At 43.5% G+C, this 22,688-nt stretch carries 22 protein-coding genes and 1 pseudogene; 9 read left to right on the top strand and 14 right to left on the bottom strand.

Annotated features, from left to right (window positions below):
* Positions 1–67: 67 nt before the first annotated feature.
* From H3V00_RS04175 to hisB, 13 genes and pseudogenes are all read right to left on the bottom strand, one after another.
* Entirely contained in the window at positions 68–1,498 is a 1,431-nt protein-coding gene (locus H3V00_RS04175; protein ID WP_025331279.1) for a cell wall metabolism sensor histidine kinase WalK, read from the bottom strand.
* Between the two features lie 42 nt (positions 1,499–1,540).
* Positions 1,541–2,224 (bottom strand): response regulator transcription factor, encoded by a 684-nt coding sequence (locus H3V00_RS04170; protein ID WP_025331280.1) that lies wholly within the window; start codon positions 2,222–2,224, stop codon positions 1,541–1,543.
* A gap of 162 nt (positions 2,225–2,386) precedes the next feature.
* A complete protein-coding gene (locus H3V00_RS04165; RefSeq protein ID WP_025331281.1) occupies positions 2,387–4,195 on the bottom strand; it encodes a PglL family O-oligosaccharyltransferase in 1,809 nt (602 codons plus the stop codon).
* Between the two features lie 111 nt (positions 4,196–4,306).
* Positions 4,307–5,074: a twin-arginine translocase subunit TatC gene (gene tatC, locus H3V00_RS04160; protein ID WP_025331282.1), complete on the bottom strand. Its 768-nt coding sequence runs from the start codon at positions 5,072–5,074 to the stop codon at positions 4,307–4,309.
* A 13-nt stretch (positions 5,075–5,087) separates the two neighbouring features.
* A complete protein-coding gene (gene tatB / locus H3V00_RS04155) occupies positions 5,088–5,564 on the bottom strand; it encodes a Sec-independent protein translocase protein TatB (protein WP_198207008.1) in 477 nt (158 codons plus the stop codon).
* Between the two features lie 9 nt (positions 5,565–5,573).
* Positions 5,574–5,774 carry a Sec-independent protein translocase subunit TatA gene (tatA, locus tag H3V00_RS04150; protein ID WP_025331284.1) on the bottom strand — a complete coding sequence of 67 codons (201 nt, stop codon included), beginning with the start codon at positions 5,772–5,774 and terminating at the stop codon, positions 5,574–5,576.
* Positions 5,775–5,858: 84 nt separating this feature from the next.
* Positions 5,859–6,206 (bottom strand): phosphoribosyl-ATP diphosphatase, encoded by a 348-nt coding sequence (locus tag H3V00_RS04145; protein ID WP_174830566.1) that lies wholly within the window; start codon positions 6,204–6,206, stop codon positions 5,859–5,861.
* A gap of 12 nt (positions 6,207–6,218) precedes the next feature.
* Complete coding sequence (gene hisI, locus H3V00_RS04140; RefSeq protein WP_198207009.1) at positions 6,219–6,635, bottom strand: phosphoribosyl-AMP cyclohydrolase; 417 nt, start codon at positions 6,633–6,635, stop codon at positions 6,219–6,221.
* Positions 6,636–6,686: 51 nt separating this feature from the next.
* Positions 6,687–7,454, bottom strand: coding sequence for an imidazole glycerol phosphate synthase subunit HisF (hisF, locus tag H3V00_RS04135; protein ID WP_025331287.1), 768 nt, complete (start codon positions 7,452–7,454; stop codon positions 6,687–6,689).
* A 34-nt stretch (positions 7,455–7,488) separates the two neighbouring features.
* Complete coding sequence (locus H3V00_RS04130) at positions 7,489–7,818, bottom strand: hypothetical protein (RefSeq protein ID WP_025331288.1); 330 nt, start codon at positions 7,816–7,818, stop codon at positions 7,489–7,491.
* A 147-nt stretch (positions 7,819–7,965) separates the two neighbouring features.
* Positions 7,966–8,703 (bottom strand): 1-(5-phosphoribosyl)-5-[(5-phosphoribosylamino)methylideneamino]imidazole-4-carboxamide isomerase, encoded by a 738-nt coding sequence (hisA, locus tag H3V00_RS04125; protein ID WP_198207013.1) that lies wholly within the window; start codon positions 8,701–8,703, stop codon positions 7,966–7,968.
* A gap of 49 nt (positions 8,704–8,752) precedes the next feature.
* Positions 8,753–9,400, bottom strand: a complete 648-nt coding sequence (gene hisH, locus H3V00_RS04120; RefSeq protein ID WP_100125786.1) for an imidazole glycerol phosphate synthase subunit HisH — start codon at positions 9,398–9,400, stop codon at positions 8,753–8,755.
* A gap of 528 nt (positions 9,401–9,928) precedes the next feature.
* Positions 9,929–10,519 (bottom strand): annotated as a pseudogene (hisB, locus tag H3V00_RS04115) (imidazoleglycerol-phosphate dehydratase HisB); the annotation flags it as partial.
* Positions 10,520–10,762: 243 nt separating this feature from the next.
* Here hisB and H3V00_RS04110 point away from each other — a divergent pair.
* The 9 genes from H3V00_RS04110 to H3V00_RS04070 all read left to right on the top strand — a co-directional run bounded on the left by H3V00_RS04110 (position 10,763) and on the right by H3V00_RS04070 (position 19,130).
* Positions 10,763–11,722: a PhoH family protein gene (locus tag H3V00_RS04110; protein ID WP_084547661.1), complete on the top strand. Its 960-nt coding sequence runs from the start codon at positions 10,763–10,765 to the stop codon at positions 11,720–11,722.
* A 204-nt stretch (positions 11,723–11,926) separates the two neighbouring features.
* Entirely contained in the window at positions 11,927–12,769 is an 843-nt protein-coding gene (locus tag H3V00_RS04105; protein ID WP_198207177.1) for an SDR family NAD(P)-dependent oxidoreductase, read from the top strand.
* A 49-nt stretch (positions 12,770–12,818) separates the two neighbouring features.
* The gene (locus H3V00_RS04100) at positions 12,819–13,439 is read left to right on the top strand and encodes a TetR/AcrR family transcriptional regulator (RefSeq protein ID WP_198207015.1); all 621 of its coding nucleotides are present in this window, start codon (positions 12,819–12,821) and stop codon (positions 13,437–13,439) included.
* Positions 13,440–13,609: 170 nt separating this feature from the next.
* Positions 13,610–14,602, top strand: coding sequence for an MDR family oxidoreductase (locus tag H3V00_RS04095; protein ID WP_198207017.1), 993 nt, complete (start codon positions 13,610–13,612; stop codon positions 14,600–14,602).
* 158 nt (positions 14,603–14,760) lie between these two features.
* Positions 14,761–15,366: a nucleoside triphosphate pyrophosphatase gene (locus H3V00_RS04090; protein ID WP_198207019.1), complete on the top strand. Its 606-nt coding sequence runs from the start codon at positions 14,761–14,763 to the stop codon at positions 15,364–15,366.
* A 34-nt stretch (positions 15,367–15,400) separates the two neighbouring features.
* Positions 15,401–15,643, top strand: a complete 243-nt coding sequence (locus tag H3V00_RS04085) for a hypothetical protein (protein ID WP_144370519.1) — start codon at positions 15,401–15,403, stop codon at positions 15,641–15,643.
* A 209-nt stretch (positions 15,644–15,852) separates the two neighbouring features.
* Positions 15,853–16,476, top strand: coding sequence for a LexA family transcriptional regulator (locus H3V00_RS04080; protein ID WP_198207021.1), 624 nt, complete (start codon positions 15,853–15,855; stop codon positions 16,474–16,476).
* A 10-nt stretch (positions 16,477–16,486) separates the two neighbouring features.
* Positions 16,487–17,884 carry a 3'-5' exonuclease family protein gene (locus H3V00_RS04075; protein WP_198207023.1) on the top strand — a complete coding sequence of 466 codons (1,398 nt, stop codon included), beginning with the start codon at positions 16,487–16,489 and terminating at the stop codon, positions 17,882–17,884.
* Positions 17,868–19,130 (top strand): Y-family DNA polymerase, encoded by a 1,263-nt coding sequence (locus H3V00_RS04070; RefSeq protein ID WP_198207025.1) that lies wholly within the window; start codon positions 17,868–17,870, stop codon positions 19,128–19,130. The genes H3V00_RS04075 and H3V00_RS04070 overlap by 17 nt, the downstream gene beginning before the upstream one ends.
* 212 nt (positions 19,131–19,342) lie before the next feature.
* On the opposite strand, the gene H3V00_RS04065 is transcribed toward H3V00_RS04070, so the two are convergent.
* Positions 19,343–22,648, bottom strand: coding sequence for a DEAD/DEAH box helicase family protein (locus tag H3V00_RS04065; protein WP_198207027.1), 3,306 nt, complete (start codon positions 22,646–22,648; stop codon positions 19,343–19,345).
* Positions 22,649–22,688 lie beyond the last annotated feature (40 nt).

The raw sequence follows: 22,688 nt of genomic DNA, 5'->3' as shown, positions 1-22,688 counted from the left end.
GCAGTTTACATACAACTACAACGTATTCTTCGGAGAGAACCTGCCAGCCGGATAAGCATAAATAACTTTATCCGTTGGCTACAGGCAACTGATTTTTATTTTTCTGGCGGTTCCTGTTTCTACTCGGCGTAAATTTAGGCAGTAAAAAATGCATACTTAAACCCTTGGGTTGTTGATTATCTGCATAAATTTTGCCATGGTGGCGATCAATGATGTGTTTGGTTAACGCCAAGCCTAAACCTGTACCCGGTTTATTAGCACTGCTGTCTGCACGATAAAAAGCAGTAAAAATATGCGGTAACTGATTTTCTGCTACACCGGGGCCATTGTCACTGATATCAACCTGCCATTGCTGTTTACCACCCTCATGCAAATAAACCTTAATTTCACTGCCATCAGGGCTGTAATTAATGGCATTACGTACAACATTATCAAAAGCCCGATACAAATAGCTTTCATTGGCTTTTACCATAGCAGTATCAGGAATATCACACTGCCATGATAAAGTCTGCTGATGCTGCATAGCTATAGCCTGATTGTCTTCCACGATTTGTTTGATTAGCGGCACCAAAGACAAAGGTTCCAGCGTAATAGGCAAATCAGAGGTTTCCAGCCGTGACAAGGTAAGCAGTTCACCTACCAGTAAATCCATACGCCCCAGTTCACTTTCTAGACGCTGCAAGTGTTGTTCCTGTTTTTGTGGTTGTACGTGAATCAAACCAATAATTGCTTGCATGCGTGCCAGCGGAGAGCGCATTTCATGAGATACATGGTGCAGCAGGTGACGTTCTTTTTCCACAAGCTTCTGCAGTTTATCTGCCATATTGTCAAACTGCACGGCCAGAGAATACAGTTCATCACGACGTTCTGATAGCTGATGAGAAACACGGGTCTGCAAATTTCCGTGAGCCAGACGATCCATCCCGCGCCACAATACGCGGATTGGCTGGGTAATATTATTAGCCAGAATATAGGCTGTTAATAAACCTACAACAATAATAAAGCTGAGAATGATAAATTCGTGCCAGACTGGTGCAATGGGTAAACCGGGAATAAAAAACGGGCTCGGCGGACGTGGAGTGCGTTCATGGTTCCAGCCGCGAATCATGAAGAGATATTCTTCACCCAGTGAATTATAGGCAATCTGTACGAGTTTTGAGTGCGGATGTGACAAAGCGAACTCATGTGCTTTATCGATATCCTCAGGATCAATAGGGCGCCCTAGTATGTCGTTTTTATTGTCACCGGTAATAACATACAGGTTTTCACCACCCGGACTATTCCCCCACTCAACCAGTTGTTCGCGTATACCGGCATCACCACGTGCCTGAAACGCATTCATGGTGCTGCTCAGCAGATTTTCTTCAAAATTGCGCTGTTGTTTAAACCGTGTTTCGGCTAAAGTGTTTTGTACCAGCCAGAATGAAGAACTGGCCACAAAAATGGCACAAACAATTACAGCACAAAAAGTAGCAAAGATACGGGGGAACAGTTTCATAAATCAGAACAGGCTGTTTATTAACAGCCTGTATCCACTGGTTCAGTTTTTTACAAACAGGTAGCCCAGACCACGCACAGTCTGAATCAGACTGGCATTGCCCAGCTTATGACGAATACTGGATATATGAACGTCGATACTGCGATCAAATTTAGCCAGCTTCCGGTCTAGTGCTTCCAGAGACAGTGTTTCTTTGCTAACTACCTGTCCGGCATGACGCATCAGCACTTCCAGCAGATTGAATTCGGTACTGGTCAGCTCCAGTGGTTCTTCTTCAATAGTAACCTGACGTTTAGCCGGATAAAGTACTACACCACTGGCTGCAATACTGTTCGGAATGCCATTCTGGTCATTGTCATGACTTTGATGTGTACGGCGGAGGATAGCATTGATACGAGCCAGCAATTCACGCGGCTGACAAGGTTTCGGCACATAGTCATCCGCACCCATTTCCAAACCGATAATGCGATCAATATCATCGCCTTTGGCGGTTAGCATAATAATCGGAATCTTGCTTTGAACCCGTACCGTTTTCAATACATCTAGACCGTTCATTTTCGGCATCATGGAATCCAGAACCACTACATCATACTGACCGGTTAAAATTTCTTTAACACCGGCTTCACCATCAGCAACGCGGCTGACTTCCAGACCTTCTGCTGTCAGATATTCAGTGAGCAGTTCAGTCAACAAATTATCATCATCAATTAATAATACGCGATTCATATCATCCTCCTAAATGGAAGTGCGTTGTCTGTATTGACTACAGACGAATTTACTATATTTACACTTTGTATCTTAACATGTAGGTTGAGATTATCTTTACAATAACAAGGCTTTTTCTCATTTTTTCATTAAAAAGCACTATGTTAAATATTTGTCTGAACTCTATAAACAATTCACTTTCTGCATGCTTTGCTGCTGATATTTCAGGCAATCTTGTTGCAATTGTGGTATTACTGCCACGGCCTGAGGCTGCTGTTTAAATCTGCTTATAAAACCAGGAACAAGTACAGGATAATAATGACTTACATGGCTGAACCACTCTTTAGCCTCATTATTCTGATGTGCTTGCTCTAAGTAAAATCCGCGCATGAAAGTGTTGCTATACGGGCGATACCGTCCGGCAAGTAATGCAGCCTGTTTACCCCATAAAGGTAAAAAAGAATCAGTAACATTCAACTTTTCGATAATTGCCATGTCTACATAATAACGAAGAAAGTACATTTGATTACGCAAATCATGCATACGGCTTACTTGTTCAGCCTGGGGCAGATTACGTTCAGCACGCACTTTTAAAAAACGCTGATAGTTCATCATTTGCCACAGAAGCAGAACCATCGAAATCAATACCACTATGGCGCAGAACTGATTTACGCGGCCGGACGCCGGACGGCAAGACCGTTTCAAGTCCTCCTGTGATACAGGCGTTAGTGCCACAAACAAAACAAACACAGCAAGAAAATAGCTGTACCACAGCGGATATTCCAGCATGCTGTGGCATAAAGACACCAGAATCATACTGATCAGCACAATTGATGCCGGATTAAATCCCTTACGTAAATGAGGCCAGATAACCCATAAAAAGCAAGCACTGACAATTAGCAATCCGACTATGCCTGTTTCAGCCAGTAATTGTAGTACCAGATTATGACAATGAGTAAACAGCACAGTATTTTCATACTGACGAAAACCATTCGGATAAACATCTGCAATAGCAAAGCCCTGATATGAATAACTGCCCCAGCCATAACCAAACCACGGAGCGCTTTGAAATATCAGCCAAGCCTTATGCCACTCCATTTGTCTGCCTGACCGGGCAAATCCACCCTGTTCCAGCCGTGCTGTTCCGGATTGAAAATTGATATGCAGCAACATGTCAAATAATGGGCTTAATATCAGCTGAAACAGCAATACCAGACCTATGGCAATACCCAGCATCAGCAACAGGCGATTCGCTGCAGAGCCGGCACGCCAGCGCCAGAAAAATAGTGACAGTCCTATTACCAGCACATAGACAACAATCGTCCGTGAACCGATCAGTCCCATAATGCCGGTAAACCAGATTAATAAAACCCATACCAGCCAGTTAGGCAGACGTCGTTGTTCCCATAAAAAGCACAGTGCCAGCACGCCCCACATCAGATAATGCCCGAGATGATTGCGCTGTGCCAGCTGACCATAGATGTAATGATTACCCGGACCGCGCAATATTCCCGGTATCCGGTCTGCAATATCAGCAAACTGCATTACACACACGATTGACTGTAGTAGTACACCCAGTACAAGAGCCATCGCCAGAATAGTGACAGCCTGAGTCTGGCCTATGCGAATCACCCATGCCCGTGCAGCCCATGCGAGCAAAGCCATTACTACAAATACCAGAGCAGTCAGATCAGACTGGCTGATATAAGTAAGATGCATAACTCTTGCCTGTAGCATCAGCAAAAAAGCGAGCAATAGCAGACTGATACAGGCAGGAGGAAATGAAAACTGAGTTTTGCGTGTCAGTACCGTTAATCCAGTCAGACAAAGAGCAAAAAATAACGTCCCGGCTTCCAGATAAAAGCTTGACAGCGTACCTACCCGCCAACTCGACATAAATGGCACAATGCATAAAGTCAGCATCCCCAGCCACCATATCAGTGTGGACAGACGGCAAATACTCGGACACGAATCAATTTGTGACTGATTCATACAACTCTCCAACGAATAACATCATTAGCCGGCTTATATTATTTATTAAACAGGCTGCCTGAAAATTCTCAGGCAGCCTGTTATTTCAGTAAAAAAGCAAAAGTGACAAAACTATTCTCTTCCCGAGTGGACTGTTAAAGCAGTCTTTTTGTTACTACTACCCCAACAGCGACACACCAGAATTCCTACTTCATAAAGAAGAATCAGCGGTATAGCAAGTAATGTTTGCGACAGCACATCCGGTGGAGTCACTACGGCAGCTACAACAAAAGCACCTACCACCACATAGGCACGGGCTTTTTTCAATTGCTGAACAGACACTACTCCGATTCTGTTTAACAGAATCACCAGTACAGGCACTTCAAATGTTACTCCGAATGCTACAAACATACCTAGAATAAAAGACAAATATTTATCTATATCAGTTGCCATACTGACACCGACAGGAATAACACCGGTAAGAAAACGGAAAATAACCGGAAAAACCAGATAGTAGGCAAATGCCATACCTAAAGCAAATAATAAAACACTGGCAATCAGTAATGGCAGTATCAGACGTTTCTCATGTCTGTACAAACCCGGTGCCACAAAAGCCCAGATTTGATACAGAGTATGCGGAAGTGTCAGAAGAAATGCCGCCATCAGTGTTACCTTTAATGGCACAAAAAACGGGGCAATCACTTCTGTGGCAATCATATGCTGACCAGCCGGAAGATTCGCCATTAATGGTTCAGCTACAAAAGTATAAATTTTTTGCGCAAAAGGCACCAAAACTGCAAAGCACAGCAGCAGAATTCCCAGAATCCACATCAAGCGGCGACGCAATTCCAGCAAATGATCAATCAGCGTCAATTCAGTATTTTCTTCAACCTGCTTCACAATCGGTTATCCATCAATGTCGGCGTACCCGCAGTTTAGGAGTAATGCTGTGCCGCGGTCGCATATCCCGCCGGCGTTGCAGAGCCTGCCGGCGTAACGACACCCGATGCAGCAATGGCGCTTCCCTTACCGGCAAATGATAATTTTGTGACGACCCAGAGAACTCAGGCGTACTGTCTGTTTCAGCCTGCTGTTCCTCTTTAGAGAGCTGACGTTTAAGTGCATCTACTTCCCCGCGGATACTATGCACATTGGCATTGATATCATGCTCAAAAGAACGGGCTGCGGCTTCAATACTGTCACGCGCCTGCCTGAATTCTGCCACACCGGCCTGCTGGCTTAGTTCGGTTTTAACATTATTAATGAAATTCTGAATGCGCCCGACCCAGAGACCGGCACTGCGTGCTACCTTGGGTAGTCGCTCCGGTCCGAGTACAACCAGAGCCACAGCAGCAATCAGTAAAATTTCACCAAACCCCAAACCAAACATAAATGCTTTCTACACTTTGCTGTCGTCTTTATTATGTTCGATTACATCATCATTTTTTGTGCTTTCCCGGTCACTTTCGTTCAGTCCCTGCTTAAAATCGTGTACAGCTCCGCCCAGATCTTTACCAAGATTACGTAATTTTTTGGTGCCAAAAACCAGTACAACAATCAGTAATACCAAAGCCCAATGCCAAATTGAAAAACTGCCCATGATGTTATCCTTTACTTCAACTGCCTAAAAAAACATGCGCCTGCTGTTTACTCACAGCTGCGCATATTTAAAATTCCATTGTAATTACTGTGGCTGGCGACTGGCTTTTTCAGTCAGACCAGACACATTTTGCCGCTGCTGCAATTCCTGCAATACATCTTCAACCCGAATCTGATGATAAGTTAATAACACCATCGTATGAAACCAGACATCAGCAACTTCTTTAACTAAATGCTGTTTATCCCCGTCTTTGGATGCCATTAATACTTCACCGGCTTCCTCAATAACTTTTTTCAGGATTTTATCTTCACCGGCATATAATAATTGTGAAACATAAGAAGTTTGAGGCGAAGCCTCACGTCTGCTGTCCAGCACATCAGCCAGTTCAGTTAATACTCTGGAAAAATCTGCTTTTTCCGGTACTTGTGTCATCCTGCTTCCTCTTTAATCAGTATGTGTGTGTCCATTGGCAGGACGAGTATATATTTCATTTTCATTTTTGATAACCGGATCAGTGCTCTGCCAGTCACCATCATGATAAACACGATAAAAACAGCTGGCATGTCCGGTATGACAGGCAATACCTCCGGACTGCTCGACCAGCAGCACTAGTGCATCACCGTCGCAATCCAGCCGCATTTCATATACCTTTTGCGTATGCCCGGACTGTTCACCTTTCATCCATTGCTGCTGGCGTGACCGGCTGTAATAATGAGCCAGACCAGTACTTACTGTCTGACGCAAAGCTTCGGCATTCATCCATGCCACCATAAGAATGCGCTGAGTATGTCTGTCCTGCACCACCGCGCAAATCAGACCTTTATCATCCCACTTTATCGCATCCAGAAGCGTATCAAACACTGCAATTGTCCTTATTTTCAGGTAAACATACAACCACTATCGGCAGCTAGATTAGATACGCATCTCGATACCGGCCTGTTTCATGGCTATCTTGGCATCCTGAATACGTACTTCACCAAAGTGAAAAATACTGGCAGCCAGTACAGCATCAGCATGACCTTCCTGAACACCTTCTATCAAATGTTCAATATTGCCCACACCTCCTGATGCAACAACAGGGACCGACACAGCATCACTTACAGCCCGGGTTAACGGTAAATTAAACCCTGCACGGGTACCATCACGATCCATACTGGTCAGCAAAATTTCACCGGCTCCGCGTAAGGCCATATCCTGTGCCCAGGCTACTGCATCGAGTCCGGTATGCCGGCGTCCGCCATGAGTAAAAACCTCCCAGCAGGTATTCTCAGCATTGACTGCTTTAGCATCTACCGCCACAACAATTGCCTGATTACCGAAAAATGCACTGGCTTCACTAACCAGTTCAGGATTGGTCACTGCTGCGGTATTAATTGATACCTTATCAGCACCGGCATTAAGTAAGCGGCGCACGTCTTCAACACTGCGTACGCCGCCCCCTACTGTCAGCGGAATAAACACTCGGCTGGCTACCGCTTCAATAACATGTAAAATCGTATCACGATTATCCGAACTGGCAGTAATATCCAGAAAAGTCAGCTCGTCAGCACCTTCATCATTATAACGCTGTGCTACCTCAACCGGACTACCGGCATCACGCAAAGAAACAAAATTAATTCCCTTAACTACTCGCCCGTTATCAACATCCAGACAGGGAATAATACGTTTGGCTAAAGCCATAATAATGCCATCTTTCTCTGCTACTGAGCAGCAATCATTTACCTAGCCACTGCGCAACCAGAGCAAAAATATGATTCTGATAAAAATAGTAAACAATACCCACAACTAATGTATAAATCACGGCACTGGTAGTACTTACAGCAATAATATCAAAGAGCCATATGACAATGAATACAAATACCCATTGTGCTATCCATCCTACTAACCAGACATTGTTAACTTCCGGCCATGCATGTTCTATGATGCTGCTGAATACCATCATCGCCATCGTAAATATACTGGCCTGAAAAAAAGTCTGTCTCGGGCGGTTCATTGTAAACAATAGCCATAAAACTATTACTACCGCACCTAAGATGCTAACCATAAACGTCCTCCCTGATTACCTGTACAGTTACAGTCCAAAAATCATATTGGCTATCGGTATTAATCGAGTCCTATATGATTATTATTAATTTATACAAAATCAGATTATCAGAAAATATTCTGATACAAGCACTGTCAGCAAAATTTATTACTTATACTGATCAGCCATCCGCTGTGCTGCGGCCAGATCAAGTGAACCTTCATAAATCGCGCGTCCTACAATAGCTCCGGTAACACCCTGCTCGGCTACGGCACATAAAGCTTCCACATCGTTCATACTGCTCACCCCGCCGGATGCAATAACCGGCACAGAAGCTGCCTGTGCCAGCTTGACTGTGGCGTCAATATTCACACCACTCATCATTCCGTCACGACCAATATCAGTGTAAATAATACTGTTAACACCATCATCCGCAAACTGTCTGGCTAGCTCAGTAACATGGATATCTGTCACTTTTGCCCAGCCATCAATGGCAACCATGCCATCTTTAGCATCCAGCCCCACAATAATTTGTCTGGGGAAAGCTGCACATGCCTGACGCACAAATTCGGGATTATTCACAGCTGCTGTACCAATAATGACAAAACTCAGTCCTAGCTGCAGATATTGTTCAATTGTATGCAAATCACGAATGCCACCGCCAAGCTGTACAGGCACATTATCCGCTACCTGTTCAAGTATCGCTTTGATGGCGGTCATATTTTCTGGTTTTCCAGCAAAAGCACCATCCAGATCAACTAAATGCAAACGACGCGCACCCTGCTGACACCAGTGCACAGCCATCTGTGCAGGCTCATCAGAAAATACAGTGGCTTTTTCCATCAGCCCCTGTTGAAGACGTACACACTGTCCGCCTTTTAAATCAATTGCCGGAATCAATAACATATTAAATTCAAATATACTGACGAGTTAAACACCGGTACCTTTACTTCAATTAAAACGTACCATCCCACCGCAAAAAATTACCCAGCAGCTGCAAACCGGCCGCATGGCTTTTTTCAGTATGAAACTGCGTAGCAAAAACATTATCTCTGCCTACTATACAGGCAAAATTACCGGCATAATCAGCCGTACCCAGAATAATTGACGGATCCTCTGGTCGCAGATAATAACTATGAACAAAATAAAACCATTCATCCTGAGCCACACCAGCAAATAAAGGATGCTCTTGCATCTGATGTACACGGTTCCAGCCCATATGCGGTATTTTCAGTGGTCTGCCATCAGTACTTAATGCAGCCTGAAAATGCGGTACCGTACCCTGAAACCAGCCTAATCCGGCCGTATTACCCTCTTCGCTACATTCAAACAACAATTGCGCGCCAACACAGATACCAAAAAACGGTTTGCGCCGCAATCCGTCTTCCAGTGCATCAGCCAATCCGCTCCGCTGCAAAGCAGCCATACAATCCGGCATAGCCCCCTGACCGGGAAAAATAATTTTATCAGCCTGATATACCTCATCCGGTTCGGCTGTCAGAATAACTTCCGCCTGCATCTGCTGTAACTGGTTTGCTGCCTGTACAGATTTCAGCACTGAATGCAGATTTCCCATACCATAATTGACAATGGCTACTTTCATCTTCATATCTTTATAAAATCAACTGAACATACCTGCAGCAAAAGTTTATCCGGAGTCCGGTTATCACTAACGGGCTGCCTGCAAAGAAACAGCTTGTTATCATACATGAACACCGGATAGCTGAAAATCTGAAACTGGCAGATTATGATACGTAGCCATAATCTTGCTAAAAAAACACATATTTATCAGCAATTATGCTGATTATTTCCATATTATCCATCAGAATTTTATTATTCGGTGACTGATTTCATTTATTTTTATCCGTTAAATTCAATGACAGCTAACCGTAAAAAAATAATCCTGAAGATATAAATAACCGGTATATTTATCAGCAATTGATTGCATAAGCCGATAGAAACTGTAATCAATCACTTCAAATACAACATAACGTATATAAGACAGCCATCAATAATTGTGATTTTCAAAATAAATTATTGCAGATAGTTTCATAATTACTCTTACAGACCGACATAAATAAATTTATCCGCCAATGTTACACACCAGCGGATTAGAATCTATACAAAACCATTATGCAGTCAGCGTACCTTTCGTCGACGGCATCACCCCTGCCATTCGCTCATCCTGAGTAACAGCCATTCGCAAAGCACGACCGAATGCTTTGAAAATCGTTTCTGCCTGATGATGAGCATTCAAACCACGCAAATTATCAATGTGCAGTGTCATCATGGCATGATTCACTAATCCATGAAAAAATTCACTGAACAAATCCACATCAAACCGGCCGATTAACGCCCGGGTAAACTCTACGTTATACACCAGACCGGGACGACCGGATAAATCCAACACCACCCTGCTCAAAGATTCGTCCAGCGGCACATAACTATGTCCATAACGCGTAATTCCACACTTATCACCCAGTGCCTGTTTTAACGCCTGTCCCAGCGCAATACCAATATCTTCAACAGTATGATGATCATCAATATGCAGATCTCCGCGACAACGGATATCCAGATCAATCAACCCATGGCGGGCTATCTGATCAAGCATATGCTCCAGAAAAGGCACTCCGGTATCAAAATTTCCTACACCGGTGCCATCAAGATTAATACTTATTTGTATTTTTGTTTCACTGGTATTACGCGTAATTGTCGCAGTTCGCATGCAATGTTCCATTTCAGAATTATTTATATATGCAGTAGTATAAATTGCCTGCAGCATTTCTCCACTACACCTACAATCTATATCAACTCATTTCTGCCGGCAAGGTCAGCCGGTGTTTTCTTTTCAGCAAACACAAAAAACACTTTTATCAGATAAAATATTATCAAATCATCCTCTCTTGCTTTCGATCAGCCTGACTACATATTAAAATCAATATTTATCTTTTTATTTATTGTAATTATGAGTCAAACCAGCCATTATCAGTTACATCAGATAGACAATATTTCTCTGCAACGCCTGTGTGGCGTATTAGACCAGCACATTATCAGCCTGGGCAAAGCTCTGGATCTTGAAATTACCCGTCGTTTTGACCATTTTACTTTAAGCGGAGAACATATCAGTCAAGGAGTGAAAGCATTGGAGAATCTGGCCAGCATAGCGCGTGAGCGCGATATCAGCGATAGTGACATCCATTTAGCTGCGGTAGAAGCCAAAACCACCACACAGGAAAATTCAGACCACCATGAACCTAAAGTCTGGACACTGCGCACCCGCCGCGGCAACATCAGCGGGCGCACCCCGCGCCAGAACGGTTATATACAGGCATTATTAAAACATGATGTCGTATTTGGTCTGGGCCCTGCCGGTACCGGTAAAACCTATCTTGCCGTTGCTGCCGCAGTGGATGCCATTGAAAAACATCAGGTAGAACGTATCGTACTGGTTCGCCCAGCTGTAGAAGCCGGAGAAAAACTCGGATTTCTGCCGGGCGATCTGGCACAAAAAGTCGATCCGTATCTGCGTCCCCTGTATGATGCCCTTTATGACCTGATGGGCTTCGACCGTGTGACCAAACTACTGGAAAAAGGGCTGATTGAAATCGCACCTTTAGCCTATATGCGCGGACGCACACTTAACGGGGCTTATATTATTCTTGATGAAGCCCAAAATACCACACCAGAACAAATGAAAATGTTCCTGACCCGTATCGGCTTCGGAGCCAAAGCAGTGATTACCGGTGACATCAGCCAGATCGACTTACCTAAAAATATCAAAAGCGGTCTGAAAGATGCGCGTGAAAAACTCAGCAACATTGAGGGGATTTATTTTCACGTATTCACCAGCGAAGACGTAGTACGCCATCCGTTGGTACAGAAAATTGTCGACGCTTATGATGAAGCAGCTGAAAAAGAACAGTAATCTTTTGATTAATGATTAAACAAAGCACGCTGATAACGCAAAAAATAATTTGATTACCGGCAGAAGCTGCATATTCCGCACAGACAGGAAAATGATATTTTACCGCCTGCTGCCAACAGCATAACTGTCAAACAACCCGGACATATCTATTTTCCGGCATGTTAAACTACATCCGGTAAATAAATTCCAACCGACATAAATATGATGAAAACTATTCTGATCACAGGCTGTTCCAGTGGTATCGGGTATGCAACCGCTCAGCTTCTGCGACAAGACAACTGGCGCGTTTATACAAGCTGCCGTCGGGCAGAAGATGTAGAGCGCTTACGTTCAGAAGGTTTTCACAGTCTGCAACTGGATATTACCAATGATGAACAGATACAGGCAGCTATCGAAACCGTAATAGCTGAATTCGGCCACCTTGATGCTTTATTTTGCAATGCCGGTTACGGTCAGACAGGCGCAGCCGAGGATCTTTGCCGGGCAGCCTTACAGGAACAGTTTAATACCAACGTATTCGGCACATGGCAATGCATCAACGCAGCAATGAAAATTTTCCGGCGTCAGCAGTATGGTCGTATTCTGGTAAATTCCAGCATACTGGGCTATGCAGCCATGCCATGGCGCAGTGCTTATACCAGCAGTAAATTTGCACTGGAAGGACTATGTGATACATTGCGTCATGAAACTCATGCCAGTGGTATTTATATCAGCCTGCTTGAGCCCGGACCAATCACCAGTCGCTTTCGTCCCAATGCACTGATTAAATTCAAACAATATATAGATGTTGAAAACAGCGTGCATCGTGCCGCCTATCAGGCACAGCTCAACCGCCTGCAGGCTGCCGGTTCTGTCGCACCGTTTACACTGACTGCCGAACAATGCGCTCAGGTCTGCGCCCGTGCACTCAATGCCAGCAAACCTAAAGCACGTTACCCGGTTACCGTACCGGCACACCTCTTCTGGTATCTGAAAAAATTCCTGCCCATCAGCTGTCTGGACTGGCTGTGTCGCACTGCCGTCAGAAAACAGGGAAAATCAAACTGACCCCTGCCACAGCCATTTGTCCCAACCAGCCCGCAAAAATCTTATAACAATGACAGAATTATTCAGTACACCCTCATTATCCCGCAAAGGTAATAACACCAGAATCGCCCTTATCCGCAGCGGCGTAGCAGCCATGACCACACACGGCTACATCAGTGCCAATATTGAAAGCATACTGAAACAGGTAAGCGTACCCAAAGGTTCTTTTTATCACTATTTCAAGAGTAAAGAAGAGTTTGGCACAGCCATACTCCAATACTACGACCACTTTTTTACTGAAAAACTGGAACAACATTTATTAAACCAGAATATCTCTTCCGCACTGGCCAGAATTAATGCATTCTGCACAGATGCCAAAACCAGCATGGCCAAATATCATTTCAACAGAGGTTGTCTGGTGGGTGAGCTAATGCAGGATGAATCTCTTCTGCCACAAAATTATCCTGCTTTACTCAACAACATTCTGCACAACTGGCAGGAAAAAATAGCCTGCTGTTTGCAGCTGGCGCAACAGCAGCAAGAAATCAGTTCACAAACAGACTGCACAAAACTGGCTTACTTTTTCTGGCTTGGCTGGGAAGGTGCAGTCAGCCGTGCCAAACTGCTCAAAAATGCAACGCCGCTGGATATCTTTACCGAACAGTTTTTTAATCTGATAAAAAACCATTAATCAGCTTCCAATATCTGTTACCAGTCATAATCAATAACACTCTACTTAACTGAAATTTAATCAAAATCCCTTATACTTGAATAGATTCGGCAATAATTGCTTACAACTAGACAACCGGTCTATAATAAAAACAGACCATTCGTCTAGTTAACAATAACAGGAATATCATCATGCTATCCAAAGCCATACTCTTAGAAAAAAATCAGACTGAATTTTCCTGCAACATCCAAAATATTAGTGAAGACACCCTGTTGCAACAACCAGGTGATACCCTGATTGAGGTGCAGTATTCAAGTTTGAATTATAAAGATGCTTTGGCTATTACCAACAGTGGACCTGTGGTACGGCAGTGGCCGATGATTCCCGGTATAGATGGTGTCGGAACCGTTATCAGCACCAGCAGTAAGCATTTCAAAGCCGGGGATAAAGTGATTTTAAATGGCTGGGGCTGTGGAGAAACCCACTGGGGCTGCATGATCCAGCGTGCTTTTCTCAATGCAGACTGGCTTATCCCCCTACCCGCAGGCATAACTGCCCGACAGTCCATGATTATCGGAACCGCCGGATATACAGCAGCCTTGTGTGTACAACGTATAATCGAGCATGGCATTACCCCAAAACAGGGTAATATTCTGGTTACCGGAGCCACCGGCGGTGTCGGATCAGTGGCGATTATGTTACTCACCCGGCTGGGCTATACCATTACTGCAGCTACCAGCAAAATCAACGATACAGATTATCTGCAGCAACTAGGTGTGCAGCATATTATCGACAGCAAAACCTTGTCTGATACAGGCAAACCATTACAAAAGGAACAATGGTCGGCAGCCATTGACGTGCTTGGTTCTCATAGCCTGGCTAATATCTGCGCACAAATCCGGTATGGTGGCATTGTTACTGCCTGTGGGCTGGCACAGGGTATGGATTTTCCGGCCACAGTTACACCATTTATTTTACGAGGTATTACTCTGGCAGGTATTGATAGCGTCATGGCATCACGGGCAAAACGTATTGCAGCCTGGGATTTTCTTGCCAGACATCTGGACATTCAGCAATTAGAAAATATCGCACATACCATATCGCTGAATCAGTGTCGCGACATTGCAGAAGATATCATTAGTGGTAAAATCCGAGGACGATTTATTGTCGACGTAAACCATTAAACCGATAATAGTAAACCTAATCTGCTGCCGGATATGACTTGCAGCTAACAAATATCCGGCATAATCTTTTATTATATCGTTAACAAGCAACATGCTAACTTAAAGCAATACTAAAATAACCGTAGTCAATTTCAACCATACATAATTATCCTGTATCAATGAATCCGCTAACCGTCTATCTTGCATCAGGCAGCCCGCGCCGGCATGAAATCCTCATTAATCTTGGCTACCATGTATTGCGGCTAAATGCAGAGATCGATGAAACCCCCTATCCGGATGAAAACGCCACAGATTATGTCCGGCGCATGGCAAGCATGAAAAACAGTGCAGCACTCAATGCCTGGCAGCAAAACAAACAACAGCCACCAGAATTTCCCCTTATCAGTGCTGATACCACAGTCAGCCTAAATAACCTGATTCTCGGCAAACCGGAAAATATCAACGATGCAACTCGTATGCTTAAACTGCTGTCAGGACAACAACATCATGTCCATACAGCAGTCTGCATCTATTGGCAGAACCAAACCTTTCAAACCCTGCAAACCAGTACCGTCAGTTTTGCCGCCTTAAATGATGAACAGATTGCCGCTTATATTGCTACCGGTGAGCCATTGGATAAAGCCGGAGCTTACGGTATCCAAGGGCTGGGCGGAATGCTGGTCGAGCATATCAGCGGCAGCTTCACCGGCATCATGGGTTTGCCTGTATACGAAACTACTCAGCTGCTCACCCAATGTGGCTGTACACCACTTACCCGATCATAATAAGCAGAATTAAATCAGCATCCGTACAACTATCATGAAAATTTCTCTTCCACTATTCACTCTTACACTTATCTGCCTGACAGCCTGTTCACATAATGAGAGCACACACAGCGTCAGTGAAGCCGCAGCTATCACCGCTTCGGATATCCAAAGTACTCACCTAGAAACCACCACTACCCTGGACCGGATTGCGGATGAAATAAACTCAGCCAGTAACGCTTCAGGCTCAAACAGCCATCCGGACCGTTCTGCCTCCCTGCCTGCACAATATCAGTAAACTTATTGTCTGCCATCACAATTTATCTGCATTCGATAACATCAATACAAACCAATTCAAAACTATAAAATAAGTTAGCTTTGATTAGCATGGGTAATATCCGACAGCATAACAGATAAAAAACAAACTATTACCAGCCATCCGCAGCAGGCATAATTGACGCAGAAAAATCAAAAATCTACCATTCTTGATTAAATAACTTAATCAAGATGAGCACAATTGTGGTTGATACAGCAGCAAAACACAATCAGCATGGCGGCGTAAGAGCCGGCGCCGGACGCAAAGCCAGAATTGCCGGCCCCAAAATAGTCAAACGTATTCCCGTCAGCCTGATACCGGCAGTAGAACACCTGATGAATCAGCTGGCCGCTACCCCGCTGCGACCGGCACAGCATCTGCCTGCCGACTGCTGGAAAATAGCCGACAACCTCACGCGGCTCAACATTCCCTTAGCCGCCGAAACCATTCCCGCCGGCTTTCCCAGCCCGGCAGAACCCTATATCAGCGATTATCTGGACTTCAACCAGTACCTGATAAAAAATCAGGCTGCCACCATTGCCGTACGCTGCGGTGGTGATTCTATGCAGGATGCCGGCATCAGCCGCAACGATTTGCTTATCATCGACCGCTCCATCACACCCAAACACCGTGATATCGTCATGGCCGATTTAGGTAATGAATTTACCATCAAACGACTGCACAAACTGGATAACAGCCGCATCGAACTACACTCGGAAAACAGCAGCCAGTCTTATCCCAATTTCAGCCTAAAAGAAGGCGATACCCTTGCCATCGTCGGCGTCGTAACCTACGTTATCAAACACATCCGCTAACCCAGAAACCATGTTTTCAGATCAGCAACTTGCCTTTGTCGATATCGAAACTACCGGCGGACGCACTACCAGCGACCGTATTACCGAAATCGCAGTTATTTACACAGAAGCCGGACAGCAGCAGCCACAAACTTTTCATACCCTGCTTAATCCCGATACCAGCATTCCGCCTTTTATTCAGTCTCTTACCGGCATCAGCAATAAAATGGTAGAAAAAGCACCTTATTTCGATAATGAAATTGCCGACCGGCTGGCAGCCATCTTCAAAGAGCGAATCTTTATAGCGCACAATGTGCGTTTTGATTACGGCTTCATCAAAGCTGCTTTCAAACGTCTGGGCAGAACATTCAACCCGCAGCAACTGTGCACCGTTAAACTGTCGCGTCTGCTTTATCCCGAACACAAACATCACGGACTGGACAAAATTATTGCCCGCCACAACCTCGACATGCAAAACCGTCACCGGGCCTTTGCCGATGCCCGGGCTATCTACGACTTCTGGCAGCAGCTCAGACACAACTTTCCCGCAGACATCCTGCATCAGGCCTGTAAAACCATCATGCAGCGCCCCAGCCTGCCCGCTCACCTGCACAGCGATGTTCTGGACAACATCAGCGACAATTACGGCGTGTACCTTATTTATGGTGACAACGACATTCCTTTGTATATTGGCAAAAGCAAACAAGTTAAAACCCGCCTGATGAGCCATTTCAGTCAGGATGTACACAACAGCAAAGAAATGAGCCTGTCACAGCAAGCCAGAAAAATCGACATTATCCCCTGTAGCGGCGAACTGGATGCCTTGCTCACCGAATCAGCCCAGATTAAGCAGCGCCAGCCCATCCTCAACCGCCGTCTGCGCCGTCAGAAAGACCTGTTCAGCTTCCAGCTGAATACCAATACTAACGGATACAACACCCTGAGCATTGTACCCATGCGCCACGTTCAGCTTAACCGCGAACAGCACTATTACGGCCTGTTTCACAGCAAAAGCGATGCACAGAAAAGCATTAAAAACATCATCAGCAACACCGATCTGTGTCTGCAAACTCTGGGGATCGAAAAAGGCAGCAATAACCGCCCCTGCTTCCGCCATCAGCTGCATCAGTGCAGTGGTGCCTGCATCAACAAAATTACCGCCGACATGCACAACCTCAAACTTGCACTGGCCTTACAGAAACTTAAACTGGCTGCATGGCCGTTTAGTGGTTACGCCTATATAAAAGAACAGCACAAATACCACATCTTTCACCACTGGATTTATCTGGGCAGTGCCGGTAATACCGACGAACTGCAAACCCTGCTCAATCAGCCGCAAGGACAGCTTGATCGCGACATCTATCAAATCATCCGTCAGCATAAACATCTGCTGCAAGCCTTGAATCCTGCCCATGTTTGCCCTGATTGACGGTAATAACTTCTATTGCTCCTGTGAAAGAGTCTATCGCCCCGAACTCAGGCAGCAACCCGTTATCGTACTGAGCAATAACGACGGCTGCGTCATTTCCCGCTCCAATGAAGCCAAAGACATGGGCATCAGAATGGGCATACCTTACTTTCAGATTCAGCACCTCGTGCGGCAAGGCAAGCTAATCGTTTTCTCGTCCAACTACGAGCTGTATGCCGACCTGTCGCGACGCATGATGAGTACCATTGCCTCAATGGTACCAGCCATTGAAATCTACTCAATCGACGAATGCTTTGCCAGCCTGCACGGTCTGAACAACCTGCATCAGCTCGGCCCCAATATCCGTTCCCGTATCCAGCAGTGGGTAGGTATACCGACATGTGTCGGCATTGCCCCTACCCGTACACTAGCTAAATTTTGTAACCATCTGGCCAAACGCCACCGCCATCATTTCAATGGCGTTATTGTCTGGACAGACTGGAATCAGAATATCAGACAACGAGCCCTTGCCAGCGAGCCGGTTACCGAAATATGGGGTATCGGTCGCAGAATTGGCCACAAGCTCGCCGCCCAAGGCATTCACACCGCTCTGGATTTCATCAATGCCCATACCCCAACCTTAAGAAAACAATTTGGTGTTGTACTCGAACGTACCCAGCGGGAAATGCAGGGAATTCCCTGTAGCGAACTCATCACAGAAGAAGCCGGTCGTCAGAATATCGTCCGTAGCCGCAGCTTCGGCAACATGGTCACCAATCTTGACGGTTTACAGGCGGCCATCAGCCATCACATTACCGCCGGAGCAGCCAAACTGCGCGAACAAAACAGTCAGGCACATATCATTGGTGTATTCATCTACACCAACCGCTTTCGCCACGACCTGCCACAATACATCGGCTACCGGATTACCAAACTGCCTCAGGCCAGTAACGACACACTCACCCTCAACCACATTGCCCGGCACCTGTTAAACAGCATCTACCGTTCCGGCTACGAATATAAAAAATGTGGAATTGAACTGAGTGGCATCGAACCAGTGCACACCTTCCGGCAGTTAGATTTACTCTGTCACAGCCAGCACAATCACCGCCCTGAACTAATGAGAGCATGGGACAACATCACCAGCCGCTACGGCCGCGGCAGCATCCGGCTTGGCAGTGAGCTGCAATCTGGCGACTGGCTTATGACCCGAACTCAGCTAAGCAACTGCATCACAACCAGATTTAAAGAAATATTAACTATCTGAATACTTTACACAGACTATCCATAACCAAGATCGTCTTTTAAAGAATAGGTTTTCAGTACAGGTTAGGATTTACAGATGGTTAAATCTGTTAACAATGTCATATTCGATACCTCGTTATTTTTGTCAGAATGAAAGATACGTTATATCGAGACGGAAAAAACTAATTCACTATTACAAAGTTTATTTTTAGGTAGTTCTATTTGTATCTTATACTAACTCGCAACAATAGCTGAGTGTAAGGTATTAACATATTTTGAAATAAAGGCTACATTATCGCCAAACACTTCCTGCCAGTCATAGCTGTCAAAAGGTGACTCATTGATCAATATATCAGTAGTGATATCACCATTTTCATTCACATAATTTATAATGGTTTTTAAATACTCTTGCTGTTGTGAATTAAGCTGATTATCGGATAAAAACTGACTAAAACGTTTTTCAGCGGCTTGTTTATCCAAACCAACAATAGAACGTATAAAGGCAGCTACATTACCGCCCGCTAGAGTATTAAAAGTAAATTTATTATATTCCTCTCTTGTTCCAAGTTCGTTCCATAATACTTTTTCAAGTTCAACAGTATCAGCACGAGTAATAGGCTCAAGATTACGTATTTTTTGAATAACGGGATTCCAGGAGTTTTCAATTAAATAATCGATAACACGTTGTTTGTAAGTTTTCACAGAAAATAAGCTTTCTGTTTCACCTATATATTCAATAAAGTCTTCAATATCTACATTAAATGTTTGACCATTAGCATCGTCCTTTAAATGCTTTATTAAATCACGCAACTCAACACGCACATGTTCAAGTTTATCCAGTTCTAGTGTTTGCCAGAAACTATCCGTTAATACCTCTTTAATAATTGCGATTTTCTCTTTTATCTCTTTAATAGTACCTTTCTCATAGAGTGCCTGTACTAAATCGATGACACTCTTTTGGCTTTTACTTGCCTTTTTAGACTTATTCAATAAACTCAATTGAATATTAAATAGTAATAAATCAAATTTCTTGGCACTTTCATCTTCTTGGGTAGGGCTTAATATAGGAGCAATATAGGTTTTTAACTCATTGAGGTCTAACAGAGAAAGATACTGCCAGCTATCAGCTAACCTAAACTTATCAACATATAAACGGTTTTTTCTTACATTAATATGATTTGGATTAAGTGTTTCAATCTGCCCTTTCAATTCCGTTTTTAATGCATCATGCAATTGCCTTGCATATTCATCCTCTTGATATTTAGTGGATTGCAACTCAAAAGCAATTTCGGATTTTAAGCAAAAAATTCTATCTGTCAGCGATTGCGTGGCTTTTGCATCAGCACCCTGTGGATTAAGGCTAAAAAACTCAAAGTTTTGGCAATAATCAAAGATATAAAACTCTTCTTTATCTGCACCTGTGCCGAAGATATCAGGGGATAGCCGAGTGCCGCGGCCAATCATCTGCATAAATTTAATCTTGGATTTTACTTCTTTAAAAAAGACTAAATTTAATAAATCAGGAATATCAACACCTGTATCCAGCATATCTACAGATATGGCTATTTGTGGATCTTTATCTCTCACTTCGAAACGTTCAATCAGGTTCTGTGCATAATTAACCGAATAATCAATTAATACACAAAACTCAGCACCGTATTGCGGGTACAATTTTTCAAAGCGTTCAACGATTTGTTTGGCATGTTTGTGGTTGTAGGCAAAGATTATGGTTTTACCAATACGCTCACCGCTTTGTACCTTTAAGCCATTACTCATTAAATCTTGCAATACTTTATCAATAGTATTGTCATTAAAGATATAGTTAAACATTTCTCTATTAGCAATATCACGTTTATAGTCTTCATCTTCTATATCGTGAATAGTGGTTTCGTATTCCCATACTTTTTCTAGCTGATCTTTTTCGTCTTGGCTTAAGTCATCATACTTTATACCTTGTCGCAAATGCTTAGAATGCCTTTTAAAGCCTTTATAAGGAACAAGATATTTATCATCAATAGCTTCTTCTAATTCATAACTAAAATTGGGAATGCCTTGCTCAGCCTCAAACACTTGATAGGTACTGCGATCTACATCTTCCCTGGGGGTAGCGGTTAAACCTAACAATAACGAATCAAAATAATCGAAGATAGCACCAAAGCGTCCAAAAATAGATCGATGTGCCTCATCAACAATTATTAAATCAAATCGCCCAATAGATAACGCTTTAGCATCACTATCTATATGCTTAATCATCGTATGGTAGGTAGAAAACATAATACGTGCATTAAGGTCGTGTTTTTTATTAGTATGGTCAGATAAAATACAGGTAGTTACAGAGGGCAAAAGCTTAGTAAAGTTTTTATGAGCTTGTTTAACAAGTGCTTTACGGTCAGCTAAAAAAAGTACATTTTTAATCCAGTTATTACGATATAGCAACTCAACCAGTGAAATAGCTACCCGCGTTTTACCTGTCCCAGTAGCCATAACTAATAAAGCGCGGCGATGCTTTTTATTAAAATGCTCACATACCACAGTAATCGCCTGTTTTTGATAAGCTCTATTGGTAATTTCATTTTTGATTGTCAGATCGGTTATATCCTTACGTTTTTTACGTTGAATAAGTAGTTCTAACTCATCAATAGTGTGAAAACCAAACACTAATCTTGAGGGATAACCTAAGCCGTCTATCAGATGGGTTTCATAACCATTGCTACAATAAATAACAGGGCGCTCACCATATCTTTTTTCTAAACAATCTGCATAAAGCGTAGCTTGATGCTTACCTACAGACACACTCTTACTGGTCTTTTTGGCTTCAATTAAGGCTAAAGGAACACCATTACGGCCAAATAACACATAATCTACATGGCCTTCGCCTGAATTACTTGGCATACCTTCTACAAAAATTTCAATACAGGCTTTACTAGGCGTTATCATATTTTTCTTTGCTAAAACTTCCCAACCCGCTTCACGCAATTGTTGGTCAATATAGAAACTGCGTGTTTCCGCTTCGGTAAAATATTGGGGATTCTTAACATTAAGCGTACCGTATTCTGCTATTTGTTCACGGTATTTATGAATAACCTTTTTTTTGGGTTCTACAAAGGTTGCCGATGCTTTACTAATACTGCCTTTATTTTCTGTAAGGAGCGTTTTATCAAAAGTCGCCACATCAGTAACTTCACCGAGTTTTACTAATACGGCACTGACAAAACTATGCAAATTTAATAAAGAAAATAATGACTCTTTCGCCGTAACCTTTTCTAAATGGGCAGCATTATTACCTGCTCGGCGAATATAATGCAAAGCAACCATTAACTCATTATCATTAATGAAACGACGAAAGTCTTCATTATCTACTAATTCAAACAGACTACTACGTTTAGGGATTACCCAATTATGTAGGATATAGATGATTTTAACAGTATATTCTAAGGCAAACCTTGCATTAAGCGCTGATTGCTTAGGGTCGCTTTTTTGATTTACTTCAGCTTCATTACAGTAATTATATAACTCTGCAAAATCAGATAATGTACTCAAAAAATCAAAGTTCCGTTTCATAATTAGGGCACTCACCTAA

This window comes from Snodgrassella sp. W6238H11, assembly GCF_016100525.1.
Lineage (GTDB): Bacteria > Pseudomonadota > Gammaproteobacteria > Burkholderiales > Neisseriaceae > Snodgrassella > Snodgrassella alvi.
This window is presented reverse-complemented; position numbering and strand designations above follow the sequence as displayed.

Excerpts from the sequence above, each read along its gene's own strand:
- H3V00_RS04175 (WP_025331279.1), bottom strand. The coding sequence starts at position 1,498 with ATGAAACTGTTCCCCCGTATCTTTGCTACTTTTTGTGCTGTAATTGTT.
- H3V00_RS04170 (WP_025331280.1), bottom strand. The coding sequence starts at position 2,224 with ATGAATCGCGTATTATTAATTGATGATGATAATTTGTTGACTGAACTG.
- H3V00_RS04165 (WP_025331281.1), bottom strand. The coding sequence starts at position 4,195 with ATGAATCAGTCACAAATTGATTCGTGTCCGAGTATTTGCCGTCTGTCC.
- tatB (WP_198207008.1), bottom strand. The coding sequence starts at position 5,564 with ATGTTTGGTTTGGGGTTTGGTGAAATTTTACTGATTGCTGCTGTGGCT.
- tatA (WP_025331284.1), bottom strand. The coding sequence starts at position 5,774 with ATGGGCAGTTTTTCAATTTGGCATTGGGCTTTGGTATTACTGATTGTT.
- H3V00_RS04145 (WP_174830566.1), bottom strand. The coding sequence starts at position 6,206 with ATGACACAAGTACCGGAAAAAGCAGATTTTTCCAGAGTATTAACTGAA.
- hisF (WP_025331287.1), bottom strand. The coding sequence starts at position 7,454 with ATGGCTTTAGCCAAACGTATTATTCCCTGTCTGGATGTTGATAACGGG.
- H3V00_RS04130 (WP_025331288.1), bottom strand. The coding sequence starts at position 7,818 with ATGGTTAGCATCTTAGGTGCGGTAGTAATAGTTTTATGGCTATTGTTT.
- hisA (WP_198207013.1), bottom strand. The coding sequence starts at position 8,703 with ATGTTATTGATTCCGGCAATTGATTTAAAAGGCGGACAGTGTGTACGT.
- hisH (WP_100125786.1), bottom strand. The coding sequence starts at position 9,400 with ATGAAAGTAGCCATTGTCAATTATGGTATGGGAAATCTGCATTCAGTG.
- H3V00_RS04110 (WP_084547661.1), top strand. The coding sequence starts at position 10,763 with ATGAGTCAAACCAGCCATTATCAGTTACATCAGATAGACAATATTTCT.
- H3V00_RS04105 (WP_198207177.1), top strand. The coding sequence starts at position 11,927 with ATGAAAACTATTCTGATCACAGGCTGTTCCAGTGGTATCGGGTATGCA.
- H3V00_RS04100 (WP_198207015.1), top strand. The coding sequence starts at position 12,819 with ATGACAGAATTATTCAGTACACCCTCATTATCCCGCAAAGGTAATAAC.
- H3V00_RS04095 (WP_198207017.1), top strand. The coding sequence starts at position 13,610 with ATGCTATCCAAAGCCATACTCTTAGAAAAAAATCAGACTGAATTTTCC.
- H3V00_RS04090 (WP_198207019.1), top strand. The coding sequence starts at position 14,761 with ATGAATCCGCTAACCGTCTATCTTGCATCAGGCAGCCCGCGCCGGCAT.
- H3V00_RS04085 (WP_144370519.1), top strand. The coding sequence starts at position 15,401 with ATGAAAATTTCTCTTCCACTATTCACTCTTACACTTATCTGCCTGACA.
- H3V00_RS04080 (WP_198207021.1), top strand. The coding sequence starts at position 15,853 with ATGAGCACAATTGTGGTTGATACAGCAGCAAAACACAATCAGCATGGC.
- H3V00_RS04075 (WP_198207023.1), top strand. The coding sequence starts at position 16,487 with ATGTTTTCAGATCAGCAACTTGCCTTTGTCGATATCGAAACTACCGGC.
- H3V00_RS04070 (WP_198207025.1), top strand. The coding sequence starts at position 17,868 with ATGTTTGCCCTGATTGACGGTAATAACTTCTATTGCTCCTGTGAAAGA.